This is a genomic window from Helicobacter sp. MIT 14-3879 (genome assembly GCF_003364125.1).
Window position 1 is genome coordinate 14,692 of the sequence record NZ_NXLP01000018.1, and the last position, 14,309, is coordinate 29,000.

The window sequence follows — 14,309 nt, forward strand, 5'->3', positions numbered from 1 at the left end:
ATTGCATTTAGAAAATTTTGTAGAAATAATATCTGGCAAACTTTTAAATAAACCATCAATTTCATTTTTAGGTGATATTACTACTAAAATTTCTAACTTAAAAAATGGTGATATTTTTGTAGCTAGAGATAAAAATGATATAAAAAAAGCTTTACAAAATGGTGCATATGCAATAATTAGTGATACTTTTGTAGAAATTGATGACAATGAAGTAGGTTGGATTCTAGTTGAAAATATTGATAATGCAATTTTTAAATTTTTCAAATATATTAAAGTCGTTAATAATTTAGAGATTTATTCTTGTGATAATATCACCTTTAAATTATCATCACATATTATTAAAAATAAGCAAGTTAAATTTGCTAGTAATGTAGATGAACTTTTAGAATCTATGTATTACAAAATAATAATTATTAATTTTGAAGTTTTATTTTTTGAAGTAGAGACTATAAAAAATACAAAAAAAATATATTTTAAAATCTTAAGACAAACATTATTTGAGAGTAAAATAGAATATGAAAATCAAATTTATGATATTATCATACCATTAATTTTTACTAAACATATAAATAAAATAGTTTATTTTTGTAAGATAAAACACCTTGATTTTAGCTTTAGTGAGGCTATGTTTTTACCAATTTTTATTAACTCATTTGGTAAAAGAGTAAGGTATGGGCAGTCTATGAGATTTGTTTATGCAACCAAAGACAAAGCTTTGCTTAATAAATATATTGATTTTGTTTTAGGGGCGTCTTGGGGAAGAGCACTTTTGCTAACAAATAAAGATATAGATAAAAATATAACAACTAAAAAATATAATAATAATAGAGAATTAACAGACTATTTTTTACTTGATAAATTTCACTTTTTTATCGTTTATGGAGTAGAACAAGATACATTATCTAATATGCTTAAAGATGATTTTATAGAGCAGAGTTTGTTTTAGTTTTATTTATAAAATTATTAGTAAAAAAATCTATTGCAAATAAAGATGCTTGAAGTTGGATATCCTCTCTATTTCCATTAAATATTTTCTTTATTTTTATGCTTGGGTGGTTTTTTTGTTTTATACCGATATATACGCTTCCAATAGGATTTTCATCACTATAACCGCTAGGACCTGCAATACCACTTGTAGCAATGCTAAAATCACAATCCATCAAGTTAATTATTCCCTCAAGCATTAAGTCTAACACAACAAAGCTATATGGTGTGTATTTTTTAATAATATTTTCATCAATGCCAAGAACCTTATTTTTAATTATATCTTGGTAGCTAATTATACCACCAAGATATACACTAGATGCTCCAATAACTTTGCTAAACTGATAGTTTAATAATCCTCCTGTGCAAGATTCTACTATTGCTATCGTTTTATTATTAGTTTTTAGAAAGTCAATAATTTGCATTTATATTTTCATTTTTAATGATATATTTAAATACCAATGTAATAAACCAATGCTATAAAAAAATATTCCAATATAATATAAATTTCCACGAGACAATACTTCACTTGATAGTAAGAATATAATAAAGCCAATGATTAAAAGTAATATATTCATAATTGTATAAAAGCTTATAGTATCCTTTAGATTAAATGCTATACGCAAAAATAAAGCAATAAAAGATATATTTAAAATAAAATCAATGACTGAATATAAGCTAGAAAAAGAATATGATTCTATACTATATCCAAATAAAAACATAATACTAGTATTAAGTGAGGGAGCAATCTCTCTTAGATATGTTTGATAAAAATAGCTATCATATACCCTTTTTTTATAAAAAAAGCTAATCACTGGAATTAAAATAAAATATACAAAAACAAGACTATCAACAATAATATTTTTAATACTTTCTATAATGATATTTGTATCTTTATAATTATAGATATTTATCATTCTATCTAGCTCATTATCATTTATATTTGATAACATACTAAAGGTAAATATAGTGCTAAATATTGCAAAACCAAATAACGAGAATTTTTTATTAGTTTTATTTTTTAAATACATGTATATTGATAAGCAAATTCCACTAAATATTAATATTCTACTTAATGTTATGAAGAATCCTCCGGGCTTTAGCATAATTAAAAGAAGATTATCAAAGTTTGAAATAAAGCTTGATGTCATTATGGTAATAAATAAAAATATTGCAAAAAAGAAGAACATCAAAGAAAAAGTCATTTCAATTTTTTGTCTCGTCATAACCAACTCTTAGAAGTTTTTTAAGAAATATCCATCTATTCCATCAGCAATGCCAATTGCTAGTAAGTATTGATACTCTTTATTTTGCAATCTTGCTAAATCATTCTCATTTGTCATATACCCTACCTCAATTAATATTGAGGGCATTAGTGCTCCTGCTAATACCCAAAATGGTCCCTCTCTAACACCTCCATCAATAGTTTTTTTGTGTAGTTTCCTGGCATTTATTAGCATCCCTGATTGCACATCAATAGCTAATTTATTTGATGCTATAAGTCTTTGAGAGTTAATAGAATTTAGGAATGATAGTTTTGAAAAATAATTCATTACTTCAATATCATCTTTGTTTTCAGCTTCAGCTACTTTTTTAGCTCTCTCACTTCTTGCTGTTGATAGGAAGTATGTTTCAATTCCACTTGCAATTTTATAGTTTTTTGATGATTTTTCTAGTGAATTTGCATGTATGGATACAAAAATATTAGCATTTTTTTCATTAGCCATTTTGGTTCTATTTGTTAAGCTTATATATTTATCACTTTCTCTTGTTATATATACTTTGTATCCTCTATTTTTTAATACTTCTTTTACTTTTTTTGCTATATTTAGAGTTATGATTTTTTCACAAATCTTTCCAGTTTTTGCACCACAATCTTTTCCTCCATGGCCAGGATCTATGACTATTACTTTATTTTGATTATCTTTAGCAACTACGCTATCTTGTTCTTGCATTATCTTTTTTTTATCATTTACTTCTTTACTTTCTTTAGTGTTATCTTTTTTAGAAGTAGTAGTTTTATTGGCATCTAAAGATAATGATTTAAATAAATTTGTAATTTCTAAGTTTTCTTTAAACATTAGTATTAATGTTTTATTTTTTATGCTGAAGTCAAAATTATTTAAATGTTTGCTATGAATTACAATTCTTGAAGTTGTTTTATTATTTTGTGCTACTATAACTACATTTTCATTTATATTAAATGATTTTTTAGGAAGTGTTAATTCTGCTTTTATGTCATAATAGATTCCATTAGCAATATTATATTTTGAGAAGTCATTTTTAGAAATTTTATTGTTGAATTCAACTCTGATTGTATTGGTATCTTGTTTTAATGATATTATCTTTAGATTTGTGCTAAATAATAAAAGCGGGACTAAAAGAAAAAAGATTTTTCTCAATCTATCTCCTAGTTAGTTCATCTATAAGCTCTTTAACACTTATTATTTTATTTATTTTATATCCATTAGCTCCTGTGAAAAATAATCCTGTTTCTATATTACCACTGCTTGCATCGCCTAATCTATCAGCTATACAATATCCTACTTTTTTTGCCTCTTCTCCTCTATTGCAAGGGCTTACACAATTACTAACACAAGCAATTTTTGGTGCAGTGCCATTATTTATAGCACTTAAAATTCCCATATTGATTGCTCTTGCAGGATATCCAACTGGTGATTTAATAAGCTTGATGTCTTCTTTTTTTACATTTGGCATAATTTTTCTATATATTTCTGCATCACATTCATAAGTTCCTAAGAATCTAGTAGCCATTTGTACGCCACTAGCTCCTAAGCCTATAAATCTATCAATATCACTTCTATCCCATATTCCACCAGCAACTATCACCGGTATATCTCCTTGAATATTAGCTTCTTCAAGCACTTTTGGGAAAATATTTTCTAATTGAAATTCTTCTTTAAAGCAATCTTCATATTTAAAACCTTGATGACCTCCACTAAGAGGACCTTCAAGTATTACTGCATCTGGGATTCTGTTATATCTATCTTTCCATCTTTTGCATATTATTTTTAGAGCTTTTGCAGATGATACAATTGGTATTAATGCAACATCAGGGAAATTTTTTGTAAATTCAGGCATATTTGTTGGAAGACCAGCACCTGTTATAATGATATTTGCACCAGCTTCACAGGCATCTTTTACAACTCTACCATATTCATTAATTGCATAGAGTATATTTGCAGCCAATGGCATATCTCCACAAATTTTTCTTGCATTCCTAAAGATTTCATTTAACGCAGATTTTGAATAAAAATTTATAGCCTCAAATGGCTTTGACCTAACAATCTTATCAGCAAACTGCATTTTTTTATAATATCCTGTACCAACACAGCTAATTGTTCCTAAAGCACCTTGCAATGATACATTTCCTGCTAATTTATCCCAACTTATGCCTACGCCCATTCCACCTTGAATGATGGGATATTTTATAGTGTATTTTCCTATTTTAAGAGATTTTAAATTCATTTTACTTTTACTTTCAAAAATTTTCTTTTACCAATTTGTAATACATATATACCAGAACTAAGCTTAAAATTTTCATTAAGCATTTTTTCACCATTTATTTTTAAAGCTCCAGCTTTAATACTTCTTCTTGCTTCAGAACTTGATTGTGATATTTTATTATCAACCAAAACTTTGCAAATCCAAGAATTAGATTCTACATTAATTTCATTTAAATCATCAGGAATTGTATTTTGTGAAAATATTAGTTTAAAATTTTCTTTTGCTTTTTTTGCTTTGCTTTCATCATGATATCTAGAAACTATCTCAAATGCTAAATTTTCTTTTATATTTTTAGGATTTAACCCTTCATCTACTTTTTGCTTTATTGCTTCTAAATCCTTTAAGCTAACTGTGCTTATAAGCTCATAATATCGCCACATTAAATTGTCAGATATACTCATAATTTTTCCATACATTTCATCTGGATTATCCGTAATGCCAATATAATTTTTAAGGCTTTTACTCATTTTATTAACACCATCAAGCCCTTCTAGCAATGGCATCATTAGTATAGATTGCTCTTTATTAAGCCCATAACTTCTTTGCATACTTCTCCCAACAAGTAAATTAAATTTTTGGTCATTTCCACCACATTCAACATCACATTCTAAAGCCACGCTATCATAACCTTGAAGTAAGGGGTACATAAACTCAACTATGCTAATTGGTAAATTTTCTTTAAATCTCTTTGCAAAGTCATCTCTCTCAAGCATTCTTGCAACAGAAAATTTAGCACTAAGTTTTATCATTCCTTCTGTCCCTAGTTTATTAAGCCATTGTGAATTAAAGCAAATTTCTGTATAAGCTGGATTTAGAATCTTAAATACTTGAGTTTTATAGGTTTCTGCATTTTTCAAAACCTCTTCTTTGCTTAGGCTTTTTCTTGTTTCACTTTTACCGCTTGGATCCCCTATCATACCAGTAAAATCACCAATTAAGAATTTAATATTTGCACCATATTTTTGTAAAACCGCCATTTTATGCAGTAACACACTATGCCCTAAATGTAAATCAGGTGCAGTAGGGTCAAAACCAGCTTTTACTACAAATCTTGTTCCATTGGCATAAAATCTTTCAACTAAGCTTTTTATATAGTCCATCCCAATTATTTCACTAACACCTCTTTGTATTTCTCTTAATGCCTCATTTATTTTTTTTTGCATTTATTTTTTCCTTTATTTTTGCGTATATGCATCTTTTAGCCCAAAAAAATCAATAACTTTATATTTTTTATGCAACATGTCTTTTAGTGGTTTAATATCATTTAGTGGTGTTTCAAATATAATCTCACAAGTAGTCATAAATTGGTTTTTATATCCGCTATATGATATCCCAATTACATTGCAATCATATTTTACAATTGTATTTAAAAACATCGCCAAAGTGCCTTTTTTATCCTCTAAGGCAACTATTATTTTATAAGAAGTGCTTTTATCTTCTTTCCAATTTACAAAAACCATTCTAGCACCCTCATTTACCTCTAAAAATGCTCTCTCACATAATTTATGATGAATAAAAACTTTTGAACCATTTTTAATCGCTAAAACTTCATCATTATGCTTTGGATGGCAACAATAATCAAATAAAGTTTCAGAAATAGTATGATTTGAGTAAATAATTAGATTATCAAATTCTTGTTTTTTTAGCCTCAACCTATCAAGTCTAATTTTTGAAATAAAATTAACATTATTTTTTAGATTATTTCTTATTCGGTTTTTTATATCAATTAGAAAGTCTAAGTCTTTTGTAGCTTTTGGAATTTGTGAAGTTAAATTATGCTCTTTTACAAATGCTTCAACTACATTTAAGTTATGGTCAAAAAATATAGTAGAAAGAATGTTTATAGCACTTTTTTGTTCTATTTCTTTTATTTTTAAAGAGCATTGAAGTTTTAAAGCACTTTTTGCACGAGAAGTTTTAACAGCATCAATCCAAGTGCATTTTGGCTCTAAATGTGAGCTTGTTATAATCCTTACGATATCACCACTTCTTAGTGTTGTAAGAAGTGATGATTTTTGATTATTAATATATGCTTCTTTTGCATAGCTTCCAAGTTCTGTATGCACAGCGTATGCAAAGTCTAGTGCTACTGCTCCCGCAGGAAGCGTGTAAGTATCTCCAGCTGGAGAAAAAACTATAATATCTTCTCTATATAATTCATTTTTAGCCATTTCATAGAATTCTTCAATATTATTATCTTGATATTGAAGATTATTTAACCAATCTGTTGAAGGTAAGATTCCTGTATTTTTATATTTCCAATGTGCTGCCACACCAAATTCTGCTGAATTATGCATTTTGTCAGTTCTTATTTGAATTTCAAATATTGAGGACTCATCAAAAACTGTCGTATGTATAGTTTGATAGCCATTTTCTTTAGGTAATGCTATATAGTCTTTAAAGCGAGATATTATAGGTTTTAAGTTTAGATGAATAATGCCTAAAACCTTATAACAATCAATATTCTCATTAACAATTATTCTAATAGCAAGTAAATCAAGTATTTCATCTATACTTACACCCTTTTTTTGCATTTTTAAAAATATAGAATAAGGTCTTTTTATTCGGCTTTCAATTCTAAAATTAGATTCTACAATTCCACCTTGCATAAGCAAAGATGAAACTTTTGCAATAAAATTATTAAGCTTTAAAGTAAGATTCTGCTTCTTTTCATTTAGGTAATTATTTATTTTATTATAATCATTTCTAAAGATATAATAAAAGCTTTTATCTTCTAGCTCATTTTTTATAGATGATATTCCAAGTCTGTGTGCTATTGGTGCATATACCACCAATGTTTCTTCAGAAATTCTTCTTTGTTTATGCTCTGGGAGGACATCTAAAGTTAGCATATTATGCATTCTATCACTAATTTTTATAACAAGAGCACGAATGTCTTGAATTGAAGCAAGAAGCATTTTTCTAAAAGACAATGCCGCTGCTACTAGCTTTTCATTAGTATCTGAATTTGATGGGAACTCCTCTTTTCTAATATCTACAATTTTTGTTAAAGAATCTACTAATGAAGTTACATCATCACCAAACTCATCTCTTATCCATTCAATATCATATTCCGTATCTTCTACTACATCGTGTAATAAAGCAGCACAAATCATAGATTCTTCCCCACCATAGTATGCTACAATGCAAGAGACAAGTATAGGATGCACGGCATATGGTATCCCACTTTTTCTAACCTGCCCTTCGTGTGCTGCTATACAAGAGTTAAGAGCATTACGTACCTTTGGTGTCATAGAATAAAATAAAATATTTTCTAATCTTTCAGTTGCTTTGTCTATGGTGTCAATATCATTGAATGAATCAAATAATTTCACATAATTTCCTCATAGCCATTAATCTTTAAGATGAATTTTATAAATATCTATTAATCTATATTTTCAATTCTATCAATAGATATTTTGCCTTCAGCTATCTCATACATAGCTATATCTGCAAATTTATATTTAGCCATATCTAATTTTACTAGAGGTGTGGCACCCTCGCTTAATTCTTTAACTCTACTAAAAATAAAACAAGATAGTTTGTATCTATCATTATCTACTTTTTCTAAAGCTTTTTCTAAAATATCTTCTATTCTTTCCATAAATTTCTCCTTTAATTTTTTACTATAGAATAAACACCTTTTTGGTATTTAATAATATCTAATAAATTTCTGGGTTTAAACATATTACAAACAATAATAGGAAGATTATTATCTTTTGCTAAAGCAATAGCGGTATCATCCATTACTTTAATATTATCTTTTAAAGCTTGGTCGTAAGATAGTTTATCTAATCTAATTGCATCATCAAATTTATTTGGGTCTTTATTATATACTCCATCTACTTTTGTAGCTTTTAGTATAACATCAGCATTTATTTCAATAGCCCTAAGTGTAGCAGCAGTATCAGTAGTAAAGAATGGGTTTCCAGTTCCCGCTGCAAATATTACAACTCTACCTTTTTGTATATGTCTAATAGCACGACGATATATATAAGTTTCACATATTTCTTGAATTTCTATTGCACTTTGAACTCTAACATCTACTCCAAAATGTTCTAATGCTTCCTGCATAGCAACAGCATTTATAACTGTTGCAAGCATTCCCATATAATCTCCACTTGTTCTGCGAATTATACCACCTTCAGCAGCACTAACACCACGGATAATATTGCCCCCACCAATTACTATACAAACCTCTATATCATTATCTACTAATAGTTTAATTTCTTCAGCTATATATCGCAATATATCAATTTCTATTCCAAAGATATTTTTCCCAGATAGAGCTTCACCAGAAAATTTTACTAGAATCCTATTCTTTCTAGTATTTTGTCGTAAGTTTTGCATAATTTTGACCTTTATTTAAAATTAGAGATTCTATCAAAATATACTTAAAGTAAAGCTTATCTCTTAAGATTATTTTTAGAATTGATTTAGCTAAAACAAGACAAATTCATAAGATTAAAATTTTAACTTTAAGGATATTAATGTAGGTTTGTAATTATAATTTAACAATCTAGATTGATATTAAAATATTTTACTATGTCAATTGCTTAATATATCTAAATATTTTTTATCAAAGCATTATATTTATCCTTAATTATAGTCTTCGTTAAATATTCTTTAAGATAAAATCTACGATTTAAATATCAATATATTATTTCTAAATATTGATTTTGAAATTTATGTGATGTTAAAATAAGCATTATAATTTTGTTTATTCTCTTTTCTCTTTTTAAAGATAGTGATTAAAATTATAAATTTGTTTAAAAAGATAATGATATTTCTTGTATTAAGATATTTTAACTTCATTAAGTTTTGCTTTAAATTATCATTTTTTATATAATTTTTTACTTGTTTTTTAGAATCTTTAGATTTCTTAGTTTTTAATGCTTTGTTTTCTTTCTCATTCTCTTATGCTTTTTTACTTTAAGATTCTTTAATTTTAATCTATTAGTCAAAATGACAAATAATGCCAATTATTCTAAGCCTATCACACCTAAGCGTTGTTTATTGTATTTAGTAAGAGCAATATCTAGCATAGCAGTAGCATAATATGTATAACTTGCTTTACTCTCTACTTTAGTATTGACTTCAAACTCTTCGCCAATAATTTTGTATTTGTCACTTCTTGGTGCATCAGGTAAAAATATAATAGGAGGGCTTATAAATACTCAATTTATAGAATTGTGTGCGTAAAAACTTTAAAAGCTTGTATTTATCAGGGAAATTAGGTGTTTGCACTAATGTTATTTTATGAGATTTATCCATATATAAGCTTCCTGCTCCATCTACAACAAGGAGTTTTGCACTAGCCTTGAATGATTTAGTTAAATGTTTTATGTGTTTGAGATGTAAATCAAAGATTCTCACCCATTTACCAAACGCAAAGTATATGCATCAGTCCCGTCTAAAGTAGAATATAGCCTTACTTCACTAGGGCAAAGTCTAAAAAGTGTTATTAAAAGTCTTGAGAGATGGGGAGAATGTTATAAAGATTTATCTTAATAATCTATCTCACATCTTCTCTCATCTCTCTTAATAGTTTGTCCAAGCAAACGAGCTTTGATTGGTATCTAGGCTATTTAAAAACTGAATATCTTGTGCATTTAGAGTAAAATCAAAGATATTTAGATTTTCTTTCATTCTTTGTTCTTTAGAGCTTTTAGGAATGGTAGAAATACCATGCTGTATGAGAAATCGTAAAATTACTTGTGCAGGGGTTTTGCTATATTTTAAAGCGATATTTCTAAGGCTTTGATTTTCTAGGATTAAGCCCTTTCCTGCGATAAAAGGACTAAAGCTTTGTAGTAATGTGCCCTTATCTGCCATTACTTCCCTTAATGGCTTTTGTTGTAGGAGTAAATGAGTTTCGCATTGATTAATCATAGGGGTTATTTTGCAATTTTGGATAAATTTTTCATAAGCCTTTGCCCCAAAATTTGAGATTCCTATTGATTTTAAAATCCCTTGTTGATAGAAAGATTCCATTGCTTTATACATTTCTTTTGAGCTTGCATAAGGCTCGTGGATAAGAAGAGAGTCGATATAGTCTAGTTTCAGAGCTTTTAGAGACTTTTCAATCGACTTTTTTGTAGAATCTTCGTTATTTGCTTCTAAAAGCTTGGTTTGGATAAAAAAATCTTTGCGTGGGATTCCACCTTTGATAGCGGATTGTATTGCATTGCCTAATCTGTCTTCATTATTATACATTTGTGCAGTATCAAAAAGCCGATAGCCTATCTGTATGGCTTTATCCATTGCTTCTTGTCCGTTTTTGCCTACAAGACAATAAGTGCCAAGCCCAAGTATTGGCATTTTTATTCCATTGCTTAGTGCGAGAAATTGCATTATTATTCCTTTTATAACTTAATAAATTTTTACTTGTTTATAGAATTTATAACTTATATCAATTTTTGCAGGACTTGCTTTAAAATATTATATTTATAATAAGCCTAACTAAATTGCACACAAGTTGTTACTTAGTCAATATATTTTTAAGTTTTTGATTTAACATTACATTATGAAATTATAAAGCTTAATAGTTGGTATTTGTCAAGGGTAATTTTGGGATAGGGGATAAATATATAGTTTAAAAAAGGGATAGCAGTAACCTTAAGAATTAATATGTAAAGTATTGTTAATTAATGATAAAGAAAAATACGATTTTAAGGGAGTTTTATATAAAATTATATCAATCTAACTAATTATATTTATGTGTTTAAGTATAAATAATATTTAGTCTATTAATATAAAGTTTTATAAATTTATATATTAATATATTGACTTATAACACAAAAGTTAATATAATTCTAGCACTTAAATTTTGAGAGTGCTAAAATTTAAGTTAAAAATCAAATTTTTGATTTTTATACATCTAAATACTTAGGTTTTCAAAAATTTATGAAAATTATGCAAAAGGAGAAAGCTAATAATGAAATTTAAACCACTTGAAAAAAGAGTTGTTTTAGAAAGAGTTGAAGAAGAAACAAAAACTACTTCAGGCATAATTATACCAGATAATGCTAAAGAAAAACCATTAATTGGTGTAGTTAAGGCAATTAGTAAAAAAATAGAAAAAGAATGTGAATTCAAAGTTGGCGATAGTGTTGTGTTTGATAAATATAAAGGCACAGAAATTAAAGTTGATGGTAAAGAATATATAGTTCTTGATTCAGAAGATTTATTAGGAATCTTAGGATAATTTTTTAAGGAGTAATAATTATGGCAAGTAAAGAAATTATGTTTTCAGATAATGCAAGAAATAAGTTATTTGACGGAATTAGACAATTAAATAATGCAGTAAAAGTTACAATGGGACCAAGAGGCAGAAATGTTTTAATTCAAAAAAGCTATGGTGCTCCATCTATTACAAAAGATGGCGTGAGTGTTGCTAAAGAAATAGAATTAAAAGATCCTATTGAGAATATGGGAGCACAGCTTGTAAAGGAAGTAGCAAGTAAAACTGCAGATGCAGCAGGAGATGGAACTACAACAGCAACAGTTTTAGCATATAGCATTTTTAAAGAAGGTTTAAGAAATATTACTGCAGGAGCTAATCCAATCGAAGTTAAAAGAGGTATGGATAAAGCTACAAATGCAATCATTGATGAGCTTAAAAAAATTAGTAAGACAATTAAAGGAAAAAAAGAAATAGCACAAGTTGCAACAATCTCTGCAAACTCTGATGAAAATATAGGTAATCTTATTGCTGAAGCAATGGAAAAAGTAGGAAAAGATGGTGTTATTACAGTTGAGGAAGCAAAAGGCATTAATGATGAGTTAAATGTAGTTGAGGGAATGCAGTTTGATAGAGGTTATTTAAGCCCATATTTTGTAACTAATAGTGATAAAATGACAATTGAGCTTGACAGTCCTTATGTCCTTTTAACTGATAAAAAAATTACTTCTATGAAAGATATTCTACCTTTATTAGAATCTACAATGAAAAGTGGAAAACCTCTATTAATTATTGCAGAAGATATTGAGGGAGAGGCACTCACTACTTTAGTTGTAAATAAGTTAAGAGGTGTTTTAAATGTGGCTGCTGTAAAAGCACCGGGATTTGGTGATAGAAGAAAAGAAATGCTAAAAGATATTGCAATTCTTACAGGAGGGCAGGTAATAAGCGAGGAATTAGGAAGCACTTTAGAAAATGCAACAATTGCTGATTTAGGACAATGCGGTAGAATCTCAATTGACAAAGACAATACTACAATAGTAGATGGTAAGGGCAAAAAAGATGATGTAAAATCAAGAATAGCTCAAATAAAAGCTCAAATTGAAACTACAACAAGTGATTATGATAAAGAAAAATTACAAGAGAGACTTGCAAAGCTTAGTGGCGGTGTTGCTGTTATTAAAGTAGGTGCTGCAAGTGAAGTAGAAATGAAAGAGAAAAAAGATAGAGTAGATGATGCCCTTTCTGCTACTAAAGCTGCTGTTGAAGAAGGTATTGTAGTAGGTGGTGGTGTTGCATTGATTCGTGCAGGAATGAATGTAAAATTATCTCTAAGTGGCGATGAGGCTATCGGATATGATATTATAAAAAGAGCAATTTCTTCACCATTAAAACAAATTGCAGAGAATGCAGGTTTTGATTCTGGTGTGGTAGTAAATGAAGTAGAGAAGTCTAAAAAAGATAGCTATGGATTTGACGCTGCTAAAGGTGAATATGTGGATATGTTTGATAAAGGTATTATTGATCCTCTAAAAGTTGAGAGAATTGCTCTTCAAAATGCAGTTTCAGTATCGAGTCTCCTTTTAACAACTGAAGCTACAATTAATGAAGCAAAAGAAGACAAGCCAGCCCCAGCAATGCCAGATATGGGTGGAATGGGTGGAATGGGTGGAATGATGTAATTTAAAGATTCCTTTTAAGGAATCCTCCCCCTCTATTTTAGTTTTAAAAATAATCGCTCCTTTTAAAATGTAGAAGTAAATTTTACTTCTACCACATTATCCTTATATTACAATACATATTAGAATTTATAGATATTTTATTATAATAATGATATAAATTTACCAAAGCAATAGGTGCGTATAGCAGAGATGAAGCTATAAAACTAATCAGTCAAATAAACGGCTCAAAAGGCATAAGTATTAATAAAGAAGAAGTTAAGTGGCTTTATGATGATAGTATTAAGGAATATCCTTATGGTTGTTGGAAATACACAGACGATGATGGCAATGAGACAATCATAGCTAAATGGCATAAGGCAGATTATAGTTTATGTGAGATTGATTATTTTAACCTAAGCAAGGAGGGTTTATAATGATTTTAAAAAATAATAAAGAAACTTTTGATAAGTTAAAGAAAGAGGGATTAAGTGATACAGATGTATTAAAAACAATGATTGATAAGCAAAAGATAGATGAGCTTACAAAATCACTTGGTAGTTGGAATATGGCAGAAGTAATGTGTTTATTTACACATCTTGGCATAATGGTATATCGTGGCTCAAGGAAAGTTAAAGGGGATAAACCTGCTAATAAATTGATAAATAGTTTAATTGATAGAATCTTAATAGAGGGAGGCAAGGAATGATAATATTTAAAAATAGATTTATGTTGCTTTCAATGGCAATTGATTATTAAATCTTAAATATAAAATCTAGCTAAAAATAGAATATAAAATCTAATTTTTATAATCTATTTTTATTACCTTCATAATTTTTTACTTTTAAAACTTTTATAATAGCTGATGATATGGTGGATTTCTTTTACTACTTTTGCCACATTTATTTATAAAACCATTAAAAACTATTTAAATTCTTATTTTTTATCACTTTATT

At 28.1% G+C, this 14,309-nt stretch carries 14 protein-coding genes and 1 pseudogene; 5 read left to right on the forward strand and 10 right to left on the reverse strand.

The window, feature by feature from the left end:
* The first annotated feature begins 1 nt into the window (after position 1).
* Positions 2-946, forward strand: a complete 945-nt coding sequence (locus tag CQA44_RS08375) for a hypothetical protein (protein ID WP_115546814.1) — start codon at positions 2-4, stop codon at positions 944-946.
* On the opposite strand, the gene CQA44_RS08380 is transcribed toward CQA44_RS08375, so the two are convergent.
* The 9 genes from CQA44_RS08380 to CQA44_RS08425 all read right to left on the reverse strand — a co-directional run bounded on the left by CQA44_RS08380 (position 924) and on the right by CQA44_RS08425 (position 9,888).
* The gene (locus CQA44_RS08380) at positions 924-1,409 is read right to left on the reverse strand and encodes a CinA family protein (protein ID WP_115546815.1); all 486 of its coding nucleotides are present in this window, start codon (positions 1,407-1,409) and stop codon (positions 924-926) included. The genes CQA44_RS08375 and CQA44_RS08380 overlap by 23 nt on opposite strands.
* On the reverse strand, positions 1,410-2,210 hold the full coding sequence (locus CQA44_RS08385) for a hypothetical protein (protein ID WP_147289770.1): 801 nt from the start codon (positions 2,208-2,210) through the stop codon (positions 1,410-1,412).
* A gap of 9 nt (positions 2,211-2,219) precedes the next feature.
* A complete protein-coding gene (locus tag CQA44_RS08395; RefSeq protein ID WP_258864958.1) occupies positions 2,220-3,386 on the reverse strand; it encodes an N-acetylmuramoyl-L-alanine amidase in 1,167 nt (388 codons plus the stop codon).
* Between the two features lies 1 nt (position 3,387).
* The gene (locus CQA44_RS08400; RefSeq protein ID WP_115546818.1) at positions 3,388-4,473 is read right to left on the reverse strand and encodes a nitronate monooxygenase; all 1,086 of its coding nucleotides are present in this window, start codon (positions 4,471-4,473) and stop codon (positions 3,388-3,390) included.
* Positions 4,470-5,675: a tyrosine--tRNA ligase gene (tyrS, locus tag CQA44_RS08405; protein ID WP_115546819.1), complete on the reverse strand. Its 1,206-nt coding sequence runs from the start codon at positions 5,673-5,675 to the stop codon at positions 4,470-4,472. The genes CQA44_RS08400 and tyrS overlap by 4 nt, the downstream gene beginning before the upstream one ends.
* 12 nt (positions 5,676-5,687) lie before the next feature.
* Positions 5,688-7,847 (reverse strand): bifunctional (p)ppGpp synthetase/guanosine-3',5'-bis(diphosphate) 3'-pyrophosphohydrolase, encoded by a 2,160-nt coding sequence (locus CQA44_RS08410; RefSeq protein WP_258864959.1) that lies wholly within the window; start codon positions 7,845-7,847, stop codon positions 5,688-5,690.
* Positions 7,848-7,897: 50 nt separating this feature from the next.
* The gene (locus CQA44_RS08415) at positions 7,898-8,116 is read right to left on the reverse strand and encodes a DNA-directed RNA polymerase subunit omega (protein ID WP_115546820.1); all 219 of its coding nucleotides are present in this window, start codon (positions 8,114-8,116) and stop codon (positions 7,898-7,900) included.
* 11 nt (positions 8,117-8,127) lie between these two features.
* Positions 8,128-8,862, reverse strand: coding sequence for a UMP kinase (pyrH, locus tag CQA44_RS08420; RefSeq protein ID WP_115546821.1), 735 nt, complete (start codon positions 8,860-8,862; stop codon positions 8,128-8,130).
* A gap of 792 nt (positions 8,863-9,654) precedes the next feature.
* Positions 9,655-9,888 carry a hypothetical protein gene (locus CQA44_RS08425; protein ID WP_115546822.1) on the reverse strand — a complete coding sequence of 78 codons (234 nt, stop codon included), beginning with the start codon at positions 9,886-9,888 and terminating at the stop codon, positions 9,655-9,657.
* Between CQA44_RS08425 and CQA44_RS08430 the strand changes: the two genes are divergently transcribed.
* Entirely contained in the window at positions 9,874-10,023 is a 150-nt protein-coding gene (locus tag CQA44_RS08430; protein ID WP_115546829.1) for a helix-turn-helix domain-containing protein, read from the forward strand. The two genes, CQA44_RS08425 and CQA44_RS08430, sit on opposite strands and share 15 nt — an antisense overlap.
* Positions 10,024-10,053: 30 nt before the next feature.
* Here the strand turns inward: CQA44_RS08430 and CQA44_RS08435 are convergent, their stop codons facing one another.
* Positions 10,054-10,866, reverse strand: a complete 813-nt coding sequence (locus tag CQA44_RS08435; protein ID WP_115546823.1) for an aldo/keto reductase — start codon at positions 10,864-10,866, stop codon at positions 10,054-10,056.
* Positions 10,867-11,449: 583 nt separating this feature from the next.
* Between CQA44_RS08435 and groES the strand changes: the two are divergent.
* From groES to CQA44_RS08450, 3 genes and pseudogenes are all read left to right on the forward strand, one after another.
* Positions 11,450-11,713 (forward strand): annotated as a pseudogene (gene groES, locus CQA44_RS08440) (co-chaperone GroES); the annotation flags it as partial.
* 26 nt (positions 11,714-11,739) lie between these two features.
* Entirely contained in the window at positions 11,740-13,377 is a 1,638-nt protein-coding gene (gene groL, locus CQA44_RS08445; RefSeq protein ID WP_115546825.1) for a chaperonin GroEL, read from the forward strand.
* Between the two features lie 412 nt (positions 13,378-13,789).
* Positions 13,790-14,062, forward strand: coding sequence for a hypothetical protein (locus CQA44_RS08450; protein ID WP_115546826.1), 273 nt, complete (start codon positions 13,790-13,792; stop codon positions 14,060-14,062).
* The last annotated feature ends 247 nt before the right edge of the window (positions 14,063-14,309 follow it).

What these genes read in the sequence shown, in the direction of transcription:
- CQA44_RS08380 (WP_115546815.1), bottom strand. Translation starts at nt 1,409, where the DNA reads ATGCAAATTATTGACTTTCTAAAAACTAATAATAAAACGATAGCAATA.
- CQA44_RS08385 (WP_147289770.1), bottom strand. Translation starts at nt 2,210, where the DNA reads ATGACGAGACAAAAAATTGAAATGACTTTTTCTTTGATGTTCTTCTTT.
- CQA44_RS08400 (WP_115546818.1), bottom strand. Translation starts at nt 4,473, where the DNA reads ATGAATTTAAAATCTCTTAAAATAGGAAAATACACTATAAAATATCCC.
- tyrS (WP_115546819.1), bottom strand. Translation starts at nt 5,675, where the DNA reads ATGCAAAAAAAAATAAATGAGGCATTAAGAGAAATACAAAGAGGTGTT.
- CQA44_RS08415 (WP_115546820.1), bottom strand. Translation starts at nt 8,116, where the DNA reads ATGGAAAGAATAGAAGATATTTTAGAAAAAGCTTTAGAAAAAGTAGAT.
- pyrH (WP_115546821.1), bottom strand. Translation starts at nt 8,862, where the DNA reads ATGCAAAACTTACGACAAAATACTAGAAAGAATAGGATTCTAGTAAAA.
- CQA44_RS08435 (WP_115546823.1), bottom strand. Translation starts at nt 10,866, where the DNA reads ATGCAATTTCTCGCACTAAGCAATGGAATAAAAATGCCAATACTTGGG.
- groL (WP_115546825.1), top strand. Translation starts at nt 11,740, where the DNA reads ATGGCAAGTAAAGAAATTATGTTTTCAGATAATGCAAGAAATAAGTTA.
- CQA44_RS08450 (WP_115546826.1), top strand. Translation starts at nt 13,790, where the DNA reads ATGATTTTAAAAAATAATAAAGAAACTTTTGATAAGTTAAAGAAAGAG.